The organism is Flavobacterium aquiphilum, assembly GCF_027111335.1.
GTDB lineage: Bacteria > Bacteroidota > Bacteroidia > Flavobacteriales > Flavobacteriaceae > Flavobacterium > Flavobacterium aquiphilum.
The window spans coordinates 121388-139066 of record NZ_CP114288.1 but is presented as its reverse complement, the minus strand read 5'-3'; the positions used below and the strand labels follow the sequence as shown (position 1 = coordinate 139066).

The window sequence follows — 17679 nt, the reverse complement described above, 5'->3', positions numbered from 1 at the left end:
GATGCAGAAATCTGCAATCGAAAATCGTTAATCTACAATCAAAAATCATTTTAAAAATTAAGTTTCATCCCGTCCGAAATGGTGTTCATACCTTCGGTAACTATTATCGCATCAGAGTCTAAACCGCTTAAAATTTCGGTTACGTTGTCTGAAGATTGACCTGTAGTAACAATCACTTTTTTAGCAATTCCGGTTTTTCCGTTTGAGTTGGCCACTGTATAAACAAAACTGTTTTTCTTGGCATCTTGCTGAATCACATTGGTAGGGACAACCACGGCATTTTTGCTTACATAATCAATCACTTTCAGTTTAGCTACTTGGTTAGGGCGCAATAAATTTTCCGGATTTGGTACACTAACCTCGATTCCGAAACTTCTGTTGTTTGGATTAACGAAGTTTCCAATTTGGCGTACTTTACCTTTGTATGATTTCCCCAAAGAAGTTAAGTAAACGTCCACTTCAGTACCAATTTTCAGTTTACCGATATAGGTTTCAGGGATTGAGGTTGAAACGTACATATTTCCAAGGTTTACAATTCGCATTAATCCTTTTGGACTCGCTGCAACAACTTCTCCTTTTTCTACAAATACCTCGTCAATAGTTCCTGAAAATGGCGCTCTGATTACGGTTTTTGCAATTTGAGCTTTGATTTGGGCTACTGCTTTTTGTGCCGAAACCATTTGTGTTTGCGCTTGAAGGTATTGGATTTCAGAACCAATTTTTTGGCTCCATAGGTTTTTTTGACGTTCAAAAGTGGTTTTGGCAAGAGCGTATTGGTTTTCGGCACTAGCTAATTGTTGACTCATACCACCATCGTCAGTGCGGCCCAAAACTTGACCTTTGCTTACTTTTTGTCCCGCTTTAACATTCAATTCGATTAAATTACCAGGGAATTCAGGTTGGATTAATACATTTTCATTGGTGTTAATGTTTCCTTGAATCTCAAGATAGTGGTTAAAAGTCGTGTCTTTCAATTTTACGGCGGTAACTAGCGCAACGACTTCTTTATTTACGTCCAAAGTGGCCAAGGCTTCGTCTATTTGCGTAAGTTGTGCCTGCAGTTCAGCTTTTTTTGCGGTTATTGCCTTAACGTCTTTGGTTGCAATAATAGCGTCAACCGATTGATTTTTATCTGAAGAATTACAGGCAATCAATACGACGGAAAGGGTGGTCAGGATTAGTATCTTTTTCATATATGTAAAATTTAATGGTAGTCGTTATTTAGTGATGATTTTTTCTAAACTGGCTTTTTTGTTGATGATGTTCACCATCGTTTGCAGGTATTTTTGTTGTGCGGTGTACAATTGGCGTTGCGCGTCATTGAAATCAAAACTTGTTGAAAGCCCTTCGGTGAATTTAATCTGTTGCTTTTTCTCGATTCTTTCGGCTAGGTTCAAATTACTTTTGGCCGTTTCATAATCGGCGATGCTGTATTCGTATTCGCTTTTTGCGGTAGCATACTGTAATTTCAGTTTTTGTTCGGTTTCGCTCAACATTGTTTTTGCCTGATCCAAGGCAATTTTTGCCTGCTGTGTTCGGGAACTTCTGGCTAAACTACTGAAAATAGGTACGTTCAGGCTAAGTCCAAGATTGGAATAATTAAACCAGTTTTGGTTTTGGGTAAAAAATTCAAATTGATCCTTAAAAGCGGTGTATCCAAAATTGACATTGGCCGACAAGGAAGGAAGTGCTTTGCTTTTTTGAAGTTTGTATTCCAATGTTCTTTGTTCCTCAAAATTGCTGGCTATCTTGAAATTGATGTTGTTGTTTACGTCAAATTCAGAATTGGAAAAAGACAAATCCATGTTTTGAACCGTCAGGGCATCCAATTTATCGGTCAGTGTAATCTCGTCATTGATATCTATACCTAAATTAATTTTAAGCATTTTGTAAGTGATGTCCAATAATCGCTTGTTGTAGTTTAGGGTGCTTTCCAATGACGACAATGTGATTTGTAGTTGCTCAACACTTTCTTCTTCGATCAGACCGTTTTTGTAAATGGCTTTGGTGTCGTTTAAAGTTTTTTGCAGTGAAGCGATATTTTTTTCAAGGATTTCAATGTTTTCTTTGGCCAATAAAACATTGCCATAGGAGTTGATTACCATTTCCTTGATCTCAATATCGGACCTTTTCTTGGCATTTTGATAGTAGGCCAAATAGGTTTTGGAAGCCTGAAGTGCCACGATATAGGAACCGTCAAAAATAAGTTGGCTCAAAGTGGAATGGGCAACCATATTGTATTTGGTCCCAAAAGCCACTTCGGCATAAGTTCCGGGTTCTCCGCCAAAAAACTCGGCAGGGATCACCGATTTTTGTAAAACAAAATTGTTGGTAAAATCGACTCCGGCATTAATCTGCGGCAATCCCATTGCGGTGGTTTCCCATTTTTTTTCTTTGGCCGCCTCAATATCACGACCAGAGTTAATCGCCGAATAATTGTTTTCCAACGCGTGGTTTATAGCCTCTTGCAGCGAAAAAGAATAACTCTTTTTCGTGTCTTGGGCATTGACGCTCAAGACAAAAAGGGAGAGGGTTATAATAAATAGATTCTTCATTATATGTTGGTTTTAAGTAGTTGTTTTTCAAGTTCGGCAATCCCTTTTGGTGTTGCCATTGCTCTGGTGTGGTATTCCAACGCCTGAAGTTCGAGCTTTGTGGATTCTTTTTCGGAGCTGGTATTTTCTTTGATGCTAAAAATCAATGAATAATAAAATTTGACATAAACATCAATGTCCAAGTCATTTCGATATAGATCTTGTTCAATCCCTTTTTCAATATTTTGTCTAAAACACATGCTGCACTCGTCCAATTCCCGGCTCATTACCTTTTGATAGATTTCCGGATAATGTTTTTTTAGTTGATAAAGTGGAGAAGTGTCAGTGGCCTGAAACATTTCCTTGAACATTTTCCGAATCTCAAAATTCTCTTCAATCGCATTGTAATTTTTGCCAACGATAGTGTTTATGACTTCGTGGACAGTTTTGTGAACCAATTCTGTGCTCTCTTCTATCAATATTTCTTTATTGCAGAAATATTTGTAAATCGTTTTTTTGGAAATGCACATTTCACAGGCAATATCATCCATAGTAACGCTTTTAAAACCGAGTTTTAAAAATAAATCGCTTGCTTTGGATATGATTTTATCTTTCATATTATTTATGTGGTATTTTATTGTAAGTCTGTGGTTTAGTGTAGAGTTATAAAAGAGGGATTTTAGTAGAACGGAGTTTTTATCGATTTTATTGATGAACAAATTCCAAATTGGCAATTAATTTAATATCAGAGCCAACCGCATATCCGCCGTGAGCAAAATACGGATTGTAATTCAAGCCAAAATCTTTGCGGTTGATGTTTCCGGTAATTTCAAAAGTCGCTTTTTCGACTCCATTGTAATTGTTGTAACCGATGAATTCAGTATCGAGTTCGACTACTTTGGTAATGTTTTTGATGGTCAAAAGCCCTTTTAGAAAATTGATGTTTTTATTTATTTTTTGAAAAGAAGTCGATTTGAACTGGATAACCGGGGTTTCGTCATAGTCGAAAAAGTCAATTAGTTTCAAATCGGAGGTTTTACTTTTGTCATTCGCTTTCAAAGAGAATTCGATCGAAGCATCTTTCACTTCATTGTTTTGTATGGCAACGTGTCCTTTAAAATTATTTTTGGTTCCGGACATGTAATCAATCAAAGAACGTTTTGTTTTTAACAACACGTCTGATTCGTTCGAATCAATTTTCCATTCTTTTTCCATGTTTTCAGTTTTTTGTAATAATTTTGTAGTGCAAATATAGCAATGGAAACTTTAAAAACAAATAAAGTTTCCATTGTTTTGTTTAGATTGTATTATAAATTAGATGGTTAGCTTTTTGCTTGAAATCTTAATTAATAAAATAGAGTCGATTTACTAGCAAAACATTCATTCAGACTCTTTAGTATTTTATAAGTTTTTTCGCTTTTATTTTTTATAACTGCATGAAAAAGGATATGCTGGATGCATGAACAATATAGTACCGAATTTGATTTTAGTTCAATTGTTAATCTTTTGATTTTATACAAATGTTCTATGATTTAATCGACGAAAAATTTCCAAGCTGATATTTGAATTCAGTAATTAAGAAAAGATGATTTCTTCATACAATTCAGACAAGCGTTTTCGCAAATGCAAAACGGCGTAATGCTTTCGAGAAAGCAATGTATTGACGGAGACACCTGTTTCTTTGGCTATTTCTTTGAATGACAAACCATCTAATTCACTCTTTTCAAAAACTTCTCTTTGTTCCTGAGGTAATTCTGCCAAGGCGTTTTCGAGTTCAATCCACATTAAAGAACGCAGGTATTCTGTTTCTGGAGATGGTGAAGTTTGCTTACTGAACAGTATTTCCGTAATATCCTGCATCACCTCCTCGTCTTCGTATAGGTACGATGGTAGTTCTTCTTCATGCTTCTTAATTTGTTTATTGATTATCATGTTACGGGCTACCCGATACAACCAAGCAGCAACTTGCTCGATCGGGTTCATTGCCGTATCGACTTTTGCCAGTTGGTAGAATACGTCCTGCAGAATGTCTTCAGCATCTTCCTTGTTTGAAACGCGTTTATTGATAAACGCCTTCAAACGCGGTTTATAAGCTGTTACCAGAGTTCCGACATCCTGCTGTTGGCTATTACTCATTATCTTTTTTGTCGAAATCAGCACTTTCAAAATCAAAATCCCTGCCTCCAAAGAAATGGCCACGACCAAATCTTCCTCCGCACATATGTTCTTTGCGTTTACTTATAAATTCTTTTCGTTCTTCTGGAGTCATGTTCATCCATTTTTCACGAATCGCATTTCTATTTCTGAAACCACCAAATCTACGACCACGCCCAAACCCAGGGCCACCATGTCCGTGACCACCGAACAGAAGACGGGAAAGAACAAGTAATCCCAATGCTTGCCAAAAACTGATAATTCCCAATCCGAATATGTCAGGAATAAGTGCATTCCACAGCAGCATTACTGCAAAACTAAATCCTGCGCCTGCTGCAATGACAAGCAATACTATTCCTGCTATTTTAAAACCTTTTGTATTCATTTTATAGTTTTTTTTATGTGTTTTTAAATTCATTTTATGAGGACCTCTATTTATGTAGACAAATGAAAGTGATAAATATTTTATCGAAATGCAGTTTTTTTTAATTTTTTTTTCTCCCACAAATAAACACTGGATAAAATTACTTCAATGTGTCTGTATAAAGGCTGTTAACAGTAATGTTTTTATGTGTTGTAGAAAGAAGTGTAATTTCGATGTATATGTTTGAAGAAGCAGGTAGAGTTTTCTCTGGTTCACAAAGGAGGGAGGCTTTGCGAGGCGGCATTTTAGTGTGTTTGAGAACCCTTAGAAAATCTAGACTGTGCTTGATGTGACAAAAGCAGGATTCGACTATTTTATAAATGCAAATAAAATAATTTGCAAAAAAAAAGGCCATCGGAGCGTAACCCGATGGCCTTTTACAAAAAACTAACAATTATTTTATTTTAAGCAGTTTTAACGCTAACAAAAGTACCCATTGCTGTGAAGTTCAATTTTAGTTTCGTTCCGGTAGCAGTAGTAATGGTAACATCATAACTTCCGTCAGATTCCAAATGTGCCTCTGTAATGGTAGCTCCGGCATAATTGGTGGTTATGTAGGTTTTTATATTGGCAATTAAATCTTTTACAATAACCAAAACCATAGCTGCAAGATGGTTATTATTAGAATCCGAACCCACCACAAATGCGCCTGCAGCGTTAAAATTTAATTCTAATCGTACGCCAGCTGCGGTAGTAATATGTACTTCTGTACCACCATTCCAGTCTTTTTCAGCCGATGTTATTGTGGCTCCCGGATAAGTGGTAGTGATGTAAGTGGTGATTGCTGTCATTAAATCCGCAACAGCAATCTCTGTTTCATGATTCAAATGATTGTTTCCGTTGGAACTTACCGAAATAAAATCGCCCGTAGCACTAAAATTCAGGTTCAGGTTGGCTCCTGCGGCAGTGGTAATAATTACGTCAATTGTATTATCAGACTCTTTATGGGCAGAAGTGATTGTAGCTCCTGTATAATTAGTCGAAATATAAGTTGTAATACTTGCTACCAAATCAGCTATGGCAACCGGTGTTTGATTGGCGGAATGATCGTGATGGTGATTCCCATGAAGATTAAGAGTGTGTGCAGATACAAATGTACCGTCAGCAGCGAATTCCAATTTGGTTTTGCTTCCATCGGCTGCAGTAATTAACACATCAAAACTTCCATCCGATTCTGAATGAGCTTCGGTTATAGTTGCACCGGCATAATTAGTTGAAATATACGTTTTTATTGCAGGCAATAAATCAGCAATGGCAATTGATGTTTGTGTCTTTGCTGACAGTAAAATGCCTTTGGCTGTAAAAATCAATTTTACCACAATAGTGGTTGTTTTTTCTGTAGTAGTTGATTTGGCAGTTGCACCCGGAGCCAAACTTACATAGGTTGTATAAGTTCCATCTGCGTTCAGGTTTACTTCGGTTGTGGTAGAACCCGCGTATTTTGATGTAATGTAAGACGATACCGTAGTTGGCAAAGCTGCCGCAGAAACTACTTCATAGGTTGAGGCTGCTGCAGTGGTTTGTGAATCCGATGAAGTAGAATCATTGTTGGTGCAATTAGACAAAGACATTGCTAAAGACATTGCTAAAGCCAAAGAGAAAAAAGATTTTTGATTTGTTTTCATATACTTAAAATTTTAGGGTTAAGTAAAAATATGCCATATTTATAATTGATTTTTAGGGTGTACTAGTCTAGCTTGTGGTATAAAACATTTCAAAATACAATCACCCTACTTTTTTTTTACTTTTTTTTAATAGGTTTATGATTCCATTAAATCTTTTAGTTTTAATTGATATCTGATTCATTCAGTTTGTCGTTGGTTAAGGGATACAAAAGACAGCCTATCAGGTCATTCTTTTTCTGCGGAAGCGCTATTTTGTTGGTTTGAGAGTGAAAGATGACTGTAAGGAAGAAAAAAAGCAATTTGTAAGTGTAACTATTATTTTTTTCGTTTGAAAAAAGAAACGACGGATATTCATGCAAAAAATCGAGAGACTTTTATTAGATTTATGTTTTTAAAGAATATTAAAAAAAGCGCAAAGTCGAGAGACTTTTCGGAGCGGGTTTGTAAACAATTTTCTTCACATGAATTTAAATAAATATAAAACTAATGAAAAACTCAGATTTTATTTTAAGTTTTAATAATTTGCCAAAGGATAATATTCTCAGAGATAGTGTTTATACTTTAAAAATACCTTCTGAAAAATTTGAAATAACATATGATTTAATAGGTTTACATAAATTTACTGAAGAGCAATTAGATTCATGGAAAAATCTATTGTTAGCAAAGAATCCTCGTTCTAATTACTCATTAACTTTTTTTTCAAAATTATTGATTGCAATTGAAAATTCAATTAATAATTTAAAACTAACATTAGACTCAAACAGAGGAATACAACAAATAATTGCAAAAACTCCGAAGACAGTTTTGTTGAGTAATTCTCCAAAAACTCAATTTCTTGAAAAATTATATTCTAAACATCCTGAATTCATTGATGGAGCATTTGATAATTTGATAAATAACATCCAAAATGCAAATTTTATTAATCAAAACTATTTGAAAGGGATTATTCTTGCTATTAATTTTGAAATGCAAGACATTAATCCTCTTTCTTTAAGTGAAAGCGAAGATATATCTTTTTCAGAAATAAGGAATAAATTTTTAGGCGAAAATAACGAAGCTATAGATAAATTTGGAGAAATATTGAATAGTACAAAAGAATTAACTTCTATAGAAATTCAAAATTTAAAGACACTAAAAGAAAATTGGGATGATCGGTTTTACGAAATTTATGATGAGTGGACATCGAAGGCTGAAAAAGAAATGAAAAAAAGTAATGTTAATGCTGTTAAACTTCTGAAAAAATCATTGCAATCTAAAATAGATTTAGAGCAAACATATAAAGAGCAGCTTAAATTTCAAGTCCCTGCTGTCTATTGGAAGCAAAGAGCAAATGAATTGAATAGCGAGGGGTATAAATTTATGAAATGGTTAATATTTCTTGTTATTCTTGGAACCTCTCTACTTTTTTCTATATTATGGTTAAGTCCTGAAGATATGTTAGAAAGCATTTTCTCAAAAGAACCAGTTAGAGCAATTAGGTGGTCAATAATTTTTATAACTTTCATATCATTTCTTTTTTTTGGTATACAAGCATTAAAAAAAGCAATGTTTTCAAGTTTTCATTTAGCTCGAGATGCCGAAGAAAGAGAAAAACTTACCGTCTTTTATTTATCGCTGATTAAAGACACAACAATTACTCAGGAAGATCGAAGTCTAATTTTGCAATCACTATTTAGCCGAGCTGAAACTGGTATGTTAAAAGACGATGGAAATCCAACGATGCCAGGGATTTTTGATAAAATTAAAGCATAAATAAATTGTGGTAATATCTACTGCAACATATTTACCCACAATGTCTTAATGGAAAAATGATTTTGTATTTGGAGCGTTCATGTCTTTTTCTTCCTTAAAAACTAATAAAAAAGGGCTTTCAAACATCGTTGAAAGCCCTTTTTTGAATTAGTAAGAAACCTGTTTTAAACCGTATGCTTTGGATTGAAACCATCCTCGCTTAGTTCTTTGTGATCGTATTCAGCAACCATTTCGGCTTCGTAATCTATTTTTTCTTCTTTAGAGAATTTGGCGATTATTTTTTCCATGATTTCATAAATCACGGGAACAATAATCAAGGTTAGGAATAACGAGGAAATCAATCCACCGATAATTACCCAAGCCAAACCGTTTTTCCATTCGGCACCCGCTCCGGAAGCCAATGCAATTGGGAACATACCGAAAACCATCGCGATTGTCGTCATCAAAATCGGACGCAAACGAGCGTGGTTCGCCTGAATCAAAGCTCTTCTGATAGTTTCGCCGGCAGCTCTTCTTTGGTTGGTGTAATCCACAAGCATGATTGCGTTTTTACAAACCAAACCAATCAACATGATAATACCCAAAATGGTGAATATGTTCAGTGTATTGTTGGTTAAAGCCAAGGCAAACAAAGCACCAATAAACGAAAGCGGAATGGCGAACAATACCACAAACGGGTGAACGAAACTGTCATACAAACCAACCATTACAAGGTAAACCAAGATAATAGCGGCCAATAAAGCAATTCCCAATGTACCAAAACCTTCGCTTTGGTTTTCCTCGTCTCCACCCCAAATGTAATTTACGCCAACCGGTTTTTTAAGTTTTTCCAATTTCACTTTCCATTGGTTCACAATCGTTCCCGAAGCAACCCCGACGTTTTGTCCCTGAACTGTCACGGAAGCCGATTTGTCTCTACGTTCCAATTGGCTAGGTCCTGAACCTTCGGTGATTTTGGCAAACTGAGACAATTTGATTTGTTGCCCCATATTGTTGATGAAAATCAGGTTGCTAACGTCGGTAATGTTTTTTCTGTCGAAAGCATTGTATTTAATGTTGATGTCGTATTCGTATTCACCGGCTCTGAATTTTCCGTCGGTATTTCCGCTGTAAGCCGTTTGCATTGTCATACCAACCGTTTGTAGCGTTAATCCCAAAGCAGCCATTTTATCACGATCCACCTGAACGTTGATTTCAGGGTTTCCTTCTTCAACGGTCAATTTAATCTCGGTTGTTCCCGGAATGGTACGCAATTCGGCTTCGGCCAATTTGGCAAATTTCATTGCGCTTTCTACGTTTGGACCGGTAACAATTAATCCTAAAGTCGCGTTTTGGGCTGTTCCCAAAATACCAACCGGAACCGTTTTTACTTTGGCTCCAACCAATACTTTTTCCAATTTACGTTTGATTTTTGCCGCGTAAACAAAAGCATCATCAGTACGATCTTCCTGGTCAATCATTTTTACGTCAATCTCCGCTTTGTAGGCAGTAGCTTGCGCAGCTCCAATACCTTCACTGGTTTGTCCTACAGTTGTAATTTGGCTGTGAACATACTCTTGGGTTTTTAAAAATGCTTCGGCTTTTTGGGTCATAAAGTTGGTTTGTTCCAATGAAGCGTCTTTCGGCATTTCAATTTGAACCAAAAACTCACCACTATCCGAAGTCGCGAAGAATTCCCCTCCGATAAAACCTCCTCCAAACAAACTGAAGATGGTTCCGAAAAACAATACCAATACAACCACGATTGTTTTGATGTAATGATCCAAACACCAATTCAACAATTCGGAAATCCAATTGGTGAAACGGGTTAATGAATCTTCGAACTTAAGGATGATTTTTCCGAACAGGTTTTTTCCTTCAATGTGTTCCAATTTTCCAAAACGGGAAGACAACCACGGAATAATTGTAAACGAAGCCAACAATGAAAATAATGTCGAGATGATTACGGTAACGCAAAACTGTGTGATGATGTTGGATACTAATCCGGAACTCATTGCAATCGGCAAAAATACCACCACAATTACCAAGGTAATCGAAGTTACGGTTCCACCGATTTCGGCAGTACCGTCAAAAGCGGCACGAACACGGCTTTTGCCCATTTCCATGTGCCTGTAAATATTTTCCAATACCACAATCGCATCATCCACAAGAATACCAACCACAAGTGAAAGTCCCAATAAACTCATTAAGTTCAAGGTATATCCCAAAAGGTAAATTCCGATAAATGTTGCAATTAACGAAGCCGGAATCGACACCATTACAATCAATGAATTTCGGATACTGTGCAGGAAGAACAACATTACAAAGGCAACTAGAACTACTGCAATCAATAAATCGTGCAATACAGAATCTGCCGCTTCCAATGTATAAACGGTACTGTCTTTGGCGATAGCCAGTTTTAATTCATTGGTTTTGTAGTCGGTTTCCAAACCTTTAATCGTTTTGATCAATTGTTCGCTTACCGCTACGGCATTCGCATCAGATTGTTTGATTACCTGTAAAATGATGGCGCTTTTTTGATCAACACGGGAAATTTTCTCTGCGATTTTTTGGGCATCTTGTACGTCGGCGATGTCTCTCAAACGGATTTCAATTCCATTTTTGGAGGAAACAACTAGGTTTCTTAACTCTTCAACATTTTTATATTTTCCGGCAAGACGGATTAATATCTTTTGATTACGGGTTTGGATGTTTCCCGTTGGGAAATCAAGGTTTGAAGTCAAAATAGTTTGTTGCACTTGCGGAATCGAAAGTCCGTAACCCTGCATTTTTACTGCATCAAGGTTAACCTGGATTTCACGTTCCTGACCACCAATGATGTTTACCTGCGCCACACCGGCCACACGGGACAACACGGGAGCAATTTTTTTGTCAATCAAATCATAAAATGCGGCTTCGTCCATTTTACCATTGGCACCAATAGTCATAATTGGTAAATCGCTCAACGAGAATTTGGTCAAGGCCGGAGTTTTGGCATCATCGGGTAAATCACTGATAAGCGCGTTGATTTTTCGCTGTGCGTCATTCATCGAAATGTCAATTTTTGCTTTGGATGTCAAAGTAATCGAAACGATGGACAAGCTTTCGTATGATTTGGAATCAATTTTTTTGATGTTTTCCAAAGAAGCGATTCCGTCCTCAATTTTTTTGGTTACCGTATTTTCGACCTCACTTGGGGAAGCTCCGGGATAAACAGTCGAAATGGTGATAACGTTTTGCTCGAATTTTGGAATCAATTCGTATCCCAATTGGCTGTAGCTGAATAGCCCACCAAGGATTAAAATTGCAAATAATACAATTATCAGCGACGGACGTTTTATGGATATTTCTGCTAATTTCATATTTTTTTCTTTTTGCTTTAGGCAGTAAGTTTTGGGCTTTACACTTTTTAAATTGCGTAAAGCTTATTGTTTACAACTTATAGTTTGTAATTACTTAATGATTTCTACTGCGTTACCGTCTTGCAAGTTGATTTGTCCTGTAACAATTACAGTTTCTCCGTCAGATAATCCGTCAACGATTTCTACTTGGTCTCCCAAAATTCTACCTGAGGTTACTTTTTTCAATTTGGCAACACCATTTTGAACCACAAAAACCTCATTGCTGCTCACACTTCCTACGAAAGCATTTCTTGGGATCACTTTTAATTGTTGTTTTTGTTTGGAACCAAAATTGGCTGTTCCGTACATTCCCGCTTTTAAACTTTTGTCAGCGTTGTTTTCAATTTCAAGTTCGACTGGGAAATTCAAGCTTTCGTCAGCTTTTGCGGCAATAAATGTAATTTTCCCTGCAAATGTTTTATCAGGAAAAACGCTTGAAGTTACATTGATTGTGTTTCCAAGTTTTAAACCGGCAACCTGGCTTTCGTTTACGGTAACTTTTAATTTCAATTTGGAAACGTTCACGATATCAAACATTGCTGTGGCAGGCATTCCTGTTAGGATAGAACCTGGTTCAATGTATTTTTTGTTGATAAAACCTTTGATTGGCGCTTTAACTTTGGTGTCGCCAACGTTGATGTTTGCCTGTTTCAGGTTGTTCGCTGCGTTGGTCATGGCTAATTTTGCCTGATCCAATTGCTGTTTGGTTACACCGCCTGTCTGGTATGCATTTTCAAAACGGTTGTAATCTGCTTTTGCATTGTCATAAACCGCTTTTGCCGTTTGGGCATTCACATTTATAACGTCACTTCTAACGATTACCAATGTTTGTCCAACATTTACATAATCACCTTCTTTTACCAAAACACTGATTACTTTTCCTGATTTTTCGGCAGAAAAAGTCAATTCCTGAATCGGTTCAAAATTTCCGTTGGCCAAGAAATCCAATGTAACTTCTTGAGTTTGTACTTGTGCTGTTTTTACCGAAACAGACGCATTTTTTTCGGCAACAAGATCGGTTTTAGCTTTGTTTTCTGCTTTGTTCTTGTTTAAAGTAAAAGCGATAAGCGCTAATGATCCTAAAATTATAACTGCTGTAATTATATTTTTTTTCATCTTATTTTTAGTTTAATAGGGTTTTAAGTTGTCCTTTGGATTTGATTAATGATACTTCTGCTATTTTATATGCCAATACGGCTCTGGTATAGTTGTTTTGTGCTTCAAGATTTGCGTTTTCGGCGTCTAATAAATCGGTCAACGAAGCCAATCCCTGAAGGTAATTGTTCTTGGTGTTTTTCAGAATTTCCCCTGCCAATTGCATATTCTCCTTTTGATTTTGGATGGTTATAAAGTTGTTCTCAATTTGAGTTTTGGCATTTTTATAATCCAAATCGAGGGAAAGTTTGGTGTCTTTAATATCTTCCTGCAATGTTTTGATGTCAACATCAGCTTGTCTTACTCGGGAACGGGTACCGAAACCATTAAAGATTGGGATTTTCATGTTTACGCCAATGGCTGAGTAGTCAGACCAATACACACCGTCTTTTGGTTTTGCGAACCAAGGCATTTCCGGTCCTTGTCCTAAATAATTATAACCTGCAACCAAATTAAGTGTCGGATAGTATTCGGCTTTTACTGCTGTTTTTTGAAATTGCAATAATTCTTCCTGTTTTTTCAAAAGCAGATACTCGGTTCTGTTTTCAATGTTTGGCTCTTCGGTCAATGCGATCGGTGTTGCTTCAAATTCGGTTTTTGGGATTATGATTTGAGTTTCAATCGGCATTCCCATAAAAAATTTCAATGAATTTTCCTGTAATTCAATTTGATTTTTGATTTGTTGGCGATCCGTGTCGATGTTGGATAATTTAACGATGATTCGGTCCAAATCAATTTTTTTGGCCAAGCCATTATCATATTGCCCTTTTACGATGTCGCGCACTTTTTTGGTGTTAACATAATTGCTGTCCAATAAAGCCAATCTCTCGCGTTGTACATAAACCGAGTAGTAATTGTTGGCTACTTTTTCGATTACCTGTTCTTCAGTCAACTGATTGTTTATTTGATAAAACTCACGAGTGGTTTTTGCAGCTCTCAAACCTGTAAAAACAGATTCGTCAAAAATCGTTTGGCTTAACGAAACTCCTGCTCCCGAAGTCCATTTTTGGCCGAAAGAAGCCTGAATTGTAGTTCCGGGTGCTCCAAAAGCCTTTCCGTCTATTACATTGGTTTGTAAAATAGGATTGTATGTCAAGCTGCCGTTTGCGGTGATTTGCGGCAAAGCTCTTGAACGTGTTTCCTGAATTTGGTATTCGCCTTTTTCAATGTCTAATTTTGATTTTTTGGCATCGGCTTTGTTCTCAAGCGCATAAGTGATAGCCGACTTTAAAGTAAGGGGCTGTGCAGGTGTTGTACTTATCCCTTGGGATTGCGCAGTGAGAGCAAAGGTTAGGAACGTTAATAAAAGTATTCTCTTCATGATAAGATTGGATTTTGTAATTGTTTTTCTAATTCTATGATCCCATTTGGGGTGGCCATAGCCCTAATGTGATATTCTAATGCTTCTAGTTCTAATTTTTGTGATTCTCTTTCGGTACTCGCTGTGCCGTGGATGCTGAAAATAAGGGTGTAATAAAATCCAACATAGATGTCTATATCTAGATTTTTTCTGTAAAGTCCCTCACGAATTCCTTTTTCTATATTGTTTTTAAAGGCCGAGTTGCATTCGTTCAGTTCCCTGGAAATTACTTTGTTGTAGATTTCGGGGTAATGTTTTCTTAACTGATAAGCCGGTGAGTTTTCCCCTGATTTAAACATTTCCTTGAACATCTTTTTGATTTCAAAATTTTCCTCGATGGCATTATGATTTTTCGCCGCGATTGTGTCCATGCTTTCGTGAATTGCTTTGTGGACCATTTCTGTGCTTTCTTCGATCAGTATTTCTTTGTTGCAGAAAAACTTGTAAATCGTTTTTTTTGAAATACACATTTCGGTGGCAATATCATCCATGGTAACGCTCTTAAAACCAAGTTTTAAGAATAGTTCCGTTGCTTTTGAAATAATTTTATCTTTCATTTTGAATAACTTTTGTAATTTGAATTAAATGATACATTAAAAGTTAGTTGGTAAATGAGGTTCGGTTGTTTAAAGTTTTAAGGAGTAGTTATTCTTAATGCGAAAATGCAAGATTGGCTATTAATTTTATATCTTTTCCTATTGGATGTCCGTCGTGTTGGTGATGTGTATTGGAATTGAGACCAAATTCCTTACGGTTAATATTTCCGGTAATTTCAAATGAAGCTTTTTGCACGCCATTGTAATTATTGTATCCGATAAATTCGGTGTCTAATTCTACTACTTTGGTTATATTTTTGATGGTAAGAAACCCTTTCAGAAAATTGAGGTTTTTACTGATTTTCTGAAAAGAAGTCGATTTGAACTTTATGATCGGCGTTTCGTTCTCTTCGAAAAGATCATCAAATTTTATATCCTTCTTCTCTCTATTTGGGTTAACAAGTTTGTCATTTACATTCAGCGAAAACTCAATGGATGCGTCTTCCACTTCGTCATTTTGTATGGCTACGTGTCCTTTGAAATTGTTTTTGTTTCCGGGCATATAACCTAGTAAGGAATGTCTTGATTTTATTAATACGTCTGATTCGTTTGAATCAATTGCCCATGCATTTTCCATGATTTTTATTTTAAGTAATGTTCTTCTATGATTTTTGTTTTTTAATTATACTTTGGAAACTTTAAACACTCTAAAAGTTTCTTTTGTTTTGCAAATGTAAGAAGGAAACTTTAAAAACCAACAAAGTTTCCATTGTTTTTTTTAAATAAAATGAATAAACAAAAACTATGCCTGTATTTTGGGCTGTTTTAGAATTCGATAATTCATAATTAAATCGACTTAAATATGGTTTTCTTTTGCTTCAAATGTTAAGCATTTAGTTTGTCTAATTTTTTTTAAGATTTAAGGTGTAGGAGTGTTTTGTTAATTGGCTGACTTTTTTTAAAAGATTTGCAAGGCAAAAAGTCACGATTATTTGTTTCGAACTTAATTGTGCTTGATAAGGGAAAATGCGAATACAATGGTTGTTTAATCTTAGATGACTTATATGGTAAAAATGAATTTGTATCTTTGGGCTTTAAATTTCAAGTAGTAAAGACTACGAAAAGTAACCGAGACCTTATTTTATGTACGCTATTCATCAGTATCAAGAATTTTTTATTACCTATTTAGAAAATCAAAATTTTAGTAAAGAGCCAAGAAATTTATATCTTCCTGTGGAATATATTTTGGGATTGGGAGGTAAAAGAATCCGCCCTGTTTTGACTTTAATGGCTGCGGAAGTTTTTGATACTGATTATAAAAAGGCACTTCCGGCAGCGATGGCGGTTGAGGTCTTTCATAATTTTTCATTGGTTCATGATGATATTATGGATGATGCGCCTTTGCGAAGAGGAAACGAAACAGTTCATGAAAAATGGAATGTAAACACCGGAATCCTTTCGGGTGATGCGATGCTGATTTTGGCCTACCAATATTTTGAGCAATATGAGCCGGCTGTTTTTAGGGATTTGGCCAAATTGTTCAGCAAAACAGCGCTTGAAGTGTGTGAGGGCCAACAATGGGATGTTGATTTTGAAACCCGAAAAGACGTCACTATTCCCGAATATCTTAAAATGATTGAATATAAAACGGCGGTTTTGGTAGCGGCAGCTATGAAAATGGGGGCGATAATTGCGCATACTTCAGAGGAGAATGCTAATTTGATTTACGATTTTGGACTCAATTTAGGATTGGCTTTCCAATTGCAGGATGATTATTTGGATGCTTTTGGTGATCCGGAAACTTTTGGAAAACAAGTGGGAGGAGATATTATCGAAAATAAAAAAACCTATTTGTATTTGAAAGCATTGGAATTTTCTACTCCTGAAAAAGCTTCGGAATTAGAGCAATTGTTCACTTTGCAATTAGAAGACAATACGGAGAAAATAGAAACTGCAAAAGGAATTTTCAACGAATCGGGCGCTTCCAAAGCAACTCAGGAAGCAATTGAAAGGTACACTTTTAAAGCTTTTGAAACTTTGAAAAAAATGGATATTGATTCTTCGAAAAAAGAAGTGCTAAAGACTTTTGGAGAAAACCTGATGGGAAGAAAGGTTTAAATTTCTGAATGTAGATTTAAGATTAAAGATTTCTGATTTGAAGTCTTGCATTTTTAATAGTTAGTTTTTTCTTTTAAATCAAAATATATCGAATTTTTACAAATCTGAAATCTAAAGTCAAAAATCTTAAATCTTAAATCAACATGTTTATATCGCCAATAAATACCGATTTATTACTTCAGGAAGCTAACAAGGAGGAGCTTTATGCTAATTTGATTGCCCAATTGAATAAGGATTTCAATTTGGCTAACGAAGCGGTTGATTTTCCTAAAAGCATCAGTCCTGATGAATTGAAAATTCAATTGCATGAAAAGATCTACCGACTCATTCAGTACAAATTTGCCGAGTACCTTAATTTATTGTACATCATTGATGTTTCCGAAGACGAAATCAAAAAACTAGATGGCTCTGATTTGGTTGTTCTCGCCGAAGAAGTTTCTTTTCTGATTTTAAAAAGAGAATGGCAGAAAGTGTGGTTTAAGAATTATTATAGGTAACTGCTTTAAGTGGCTAAGATTCTAAGTTTCTGAGATTCTAAGATTTTTTTAAAAATTAGGGACTCTTCTAAAATATAAGACCCGACAGTTTTTTGAAACCTGTCGGGTCTTTTTCGCTTTTGAAAAGTCTTAGAAACTTAGTGT

General features: G+C 35.8%; 15 protein-coding genes. 3 read left to right on the top strand and 12 right to left on the bottom strand.

All coding sequences use genetic code 11. The features are described from left to right. Window positions 1-50: 50 nt before the first annotated feature. From OZP12_RS00585 to OZP12_RS00555, 7 genes are all read right to left on the bottom strand, one after another. The gene (locus tag OZP12_RS00585; protein ID WP_281227099.1) at window positions 51-1193 is read right to left on the bottom strand and encodes an efflux RND transporter periplasmic adaptor subunit; all 1143 of its coding nucleotides are present in this window, start codon (window positions 1191-1193) and stop codon (window positions 51-53) included. 24 nt (window positions 1194-1217) lie between these two features. Further along, window positions 1218-2555, bottom strand: coding sequence for a TolC family protein (locus tag OZP12_RS00580; RefSeq protein ID WP_281227098.1), 1338 nt, complete (start codon window positions 2553-2555; stop codon window positions 1218-1220). Next, complete coding sequence (locus tag OZP12_RS00575; protein ID WP_281227097.1) at window positions 2555-3151, bottom strand: TetR/AcrR family transcriptional regulator; 597 nt, start codon at window positions 3149-3151, stop codon at window positions 2555-2557. Before OZP12_RS00575 ends, OZP12_RS00580 begins: the two co-directional genes overlap by 1 nt. 88 nt (window positions 3152-3239) lie before the next feature. Then, on the bottom strand, window positions 3240-3749 hold the full coding sequence (locus tag OZP12_RS00570) for a YceI family protein (RefSeq protein WP_281227096.1): 510 nt from the start codon (window positions 3747-3749) through the stop codon (window positions 3240-3242). Window positions 3750-4109: 360 nt separating this feature from the next. Continuing rightward, window positions 4110-4670 carry an RNA polymerase sigma factor gene (locus OZP12_RS00565; protein WP_281227095.1) on the bottom strand — a complete coding sequence of 187 codons (561 nt, stop codon included), beginning with the start codon at window positions 4668-4670 and terminating at the stop codon, window positions 4110-4112. Beyond that, window positions 4663-5106 (bottom strand): hypothetical protein, encoded by a 444-nt coding sequence (locus OZP12_RS00560; RefSeq protein ID WP_281227094.1) that lies wholly within the window; start codon window positions 5104-5106, stop codon window positions 4663-4665. The genes OZP12_RS00565 and OZP12_RS00560 overlap by 8 nt, the downstream gene beginning before the upstream one ends. 410 nt (window positions 5107-5516) lie before the next feature. Next, window positions 5517-6737 carry a PepSY-like domain-containing protein gene (locus OZP12_RS00555; protein WP_281227093.1) on the bottom strand — a complete coding sequence of 407 codons (1221 nt, stop codon included), beginning with the start codon at window positions 6735-6737 and terminating at the stop codon, window positions 5517-5519. Between the two features lie 486 nt (window positions 6738-7223). Between OZP12_RS00555 and OZP12_RS00550 the strand changes: the two genes are divergently transcribed. After that, window positions 7224-8489 carry a DUF6161 domain-containing protein gene (locus OZP12_RS00550; protein ID WP_281227092.1) on the top strand — a complete coding sequence of 422 codons (1266 nt, stop codon included), beginning with the start codon at window positions 7224-7226 and terminating at the stop codon, window positions 8487-8489. Window positions 8490-8653: 164 nt separating this feature from the next. Here OZP12_RS00550 and OZP12_RS00545 read toward each other — a convergent pair whose 3' ends face one another. From OZP12_RS00545 to OZP12_RS00525, 5 genes are all read right to left on the bottom strand, one after another. Beyond that, a complete protein-coding gene (locus OZP12_RS00545) occupies window positions 8654-11830 on the bottom strand; it encodes an efflux RND transporter permease subunit (RefSeq protein WP_281227091.1) in 3177 nt (1058 codons plus the stop codon). A 90-nt stretch (window positions 11831-11920) separates the two neighbouring features. Further along, on the bottom strand, window positions 11921-12985 hold the full coding sequence (locus OZP12_RS00540; protein WP_281227090.1) for an efflux RND transporter periplasmic adaptor subunit: 1065 nt from the start codon (window positions 12983-12985) through the stop codon (window positions 11921-11923). Window positions 12986-12992: 7 nt separating this feature from the next. Next, window positions 12993-14345: a TolC family protein gene (locus tag OZP12_RS00535; protein ID WP_281227089.1), complete on the bottom strand. Its 1353-nt coding sequence runs from the start codon at window positions 14343-14345 to the stop codon at window positions 12993-12995. Further along, window positions 14342-14941 (bottom strand): TetR/AcrR family transcriptional regulator, encoded by a 600-nt coding sequence (locus tag OZP12_RS00530; RefSeq protein WP_281227088.1) that lies wholly within the window; start codon window positions 14939-14941, stop codon window positions 14342-14344. Before OZP12_RS00530 ends, OZP12_RS00535 begins: the two co-directional genes overlap by 4 nt. A 94-nt stretch (window positions 14942-15035) precedes the next feature. After that, window positions 15036-15557 (bottom strand): YceI family protein, encoded by a 522-nt coding sequence (locus tag OZP12_RS00525; protein WP_281227087.1) that lies wholly within the window; start codon window positions 15555-15557, stop codon window positions 15036-15038. A gap of 506 nt (window positions 15558-16063) precedes the next feature. Here OZP12_RS00525 and OZP12_RS00520 point away from each other — a divergent pair. Both OZP12_RS00520 and OZP12_RS00515 read left to right on the top strand, forming a co-directional pair. Continuing rightward, on the top strand, window positions 16064-17038 hold the full coding sequence (locus OZP12_RS00520; RefSeq protein ID WP_281227086.1) for a polyprenyl synthetase family protein: 975 nt from the start codon (window positions 16064-16066) through the stop codon (window positions 17036-17038). 143 nt (window positions 17039-17181) lie between these two features. Continuing rightward, window positions 17182-17535: a hypothetical protein gene (locus OZP12_RS00515; protein ID WP_281227085.1), complete on the top strand. Its 354-nt coding sequence runs from the start codon at window positions 17182-17184 to the stop codon at window positions 17533-17535. The last annotated feature ends 144 nt before the right edge of the window (window positions 17536-17679 follow it).

What these genes read in the sequence shown, in the direction of transcription:
- OZP12_RS00585 (WP_281227099.1), bottom strand. Translation starts at nt 1,193, where the DNA reads ATGAAAAAGATACTAATCCTGACCACCCTTTCCGTCGTATTGATTGCC.
- OZP12_RS00580 (WP_281227098.1), bottom strand. Translation starts at nt 2,555, where the DNA reads ATGAAGAATCTATTTATTATAACCCTCTCCCTTTTTGTCTTGAGCGTC.
- OZP12_RS00575 (WP_281227097.1), bottom strand. Translation starts at nt 3,151, where the DNA reads ATGAAAGATAAAATCATATCCAAAGCAAGCGATTTATTTTTAAAACTC.
- OZP12_RS00570 (WP_281227096.1), bottom strand. Translation starts at nt 3,749, where the DNA reads ATGGAAAAAGAATGGAAAATTGATTCGAACGAATCAGACGTGTTGTTA.
- OZP12_RS00565 (WP_281227095.1), bottom strand. Translation starts at nt 4,670, where the DNA reads ATGAGTAATAGCCAACAGCAGGATGTCGGAACTCTGGTAACAGCTTAT.
- OZP12_RS00560 (WP_281227094.1), bottom strand. Translation starts at nt 5,106, where the DNA reads ATGAATTTAAAAACACATAAAAAAAACTATAAAATGAATACAAAAGGT.
- OZP12_RS00555 (WP_281227093.1), bottom strand. Translation starts at nt 6,737, where the DNA reads ATGAAAACAAATCAAAAATCTTTTTTCTCTTTGGCTTTAGCAATGTCT.
- OZP12_RS00550 (WP_281227092.1), top strand. Translation starts at nt 7,224, where the DNA reads ATGAAAAACTCAGATTTTATTTTAAGTTTTAATAATTTGCCAAAGGAT.
- OZP12_RS00545 (WP_281227091.1), bottom strand. Translation starts at nt 11,830, where the DNA reads ATGAAATTAGCAGAAATATCCATAAAACGTCCGTCGCTGATAATTGTA.
- OZP12_RS00540 (WP_281227090.1), bottom strand. Translation starts at nt 12,985, where the DNA reads ATGAAAAAAAATATAATTACAGCAGTTATAATTTTAGGATCATTAGCG.
- OZP12_RS00535 (WP_281227089.1), bottom strand. Translation starts at nt 14,345, where the DNA reads ATGAAGAGAATACTTTTATTAACGTTCCTAACCTTTGCTCTCACTGCG.
- OZP12_RS00530 (WP_281227088.1), bottom strand. Translation starts at nt 14,941, where the DNA reads ATGAAAGATAAAATTATTTCAAAAGCAACGGAACTATTCTTAAAACTT.
- OZP12_RS00525 (WP_281227087.1), bottom strand. Translation starts at nt 15,557, where the DNA reads ATGGAAAATGCATGGGCAATTGATTCAAACGAATCAGACGTATTAATA.
- OZP12_RS00520 (WP_281227086.1), top strand. Translation starts at nt 16,064, where the DNA reads ATGTACGCTATTCATCAGTATCAAGAATTTTTTATTACCTATTTAGAA.
- OZP12_RS00515 (WP_281227085.1), top strand. Translation starts at nt 17,182, where the DNA reads ATGTTTATATCGCCAATAAATACCGATTTATTACTTCAGGAAGCTAAC.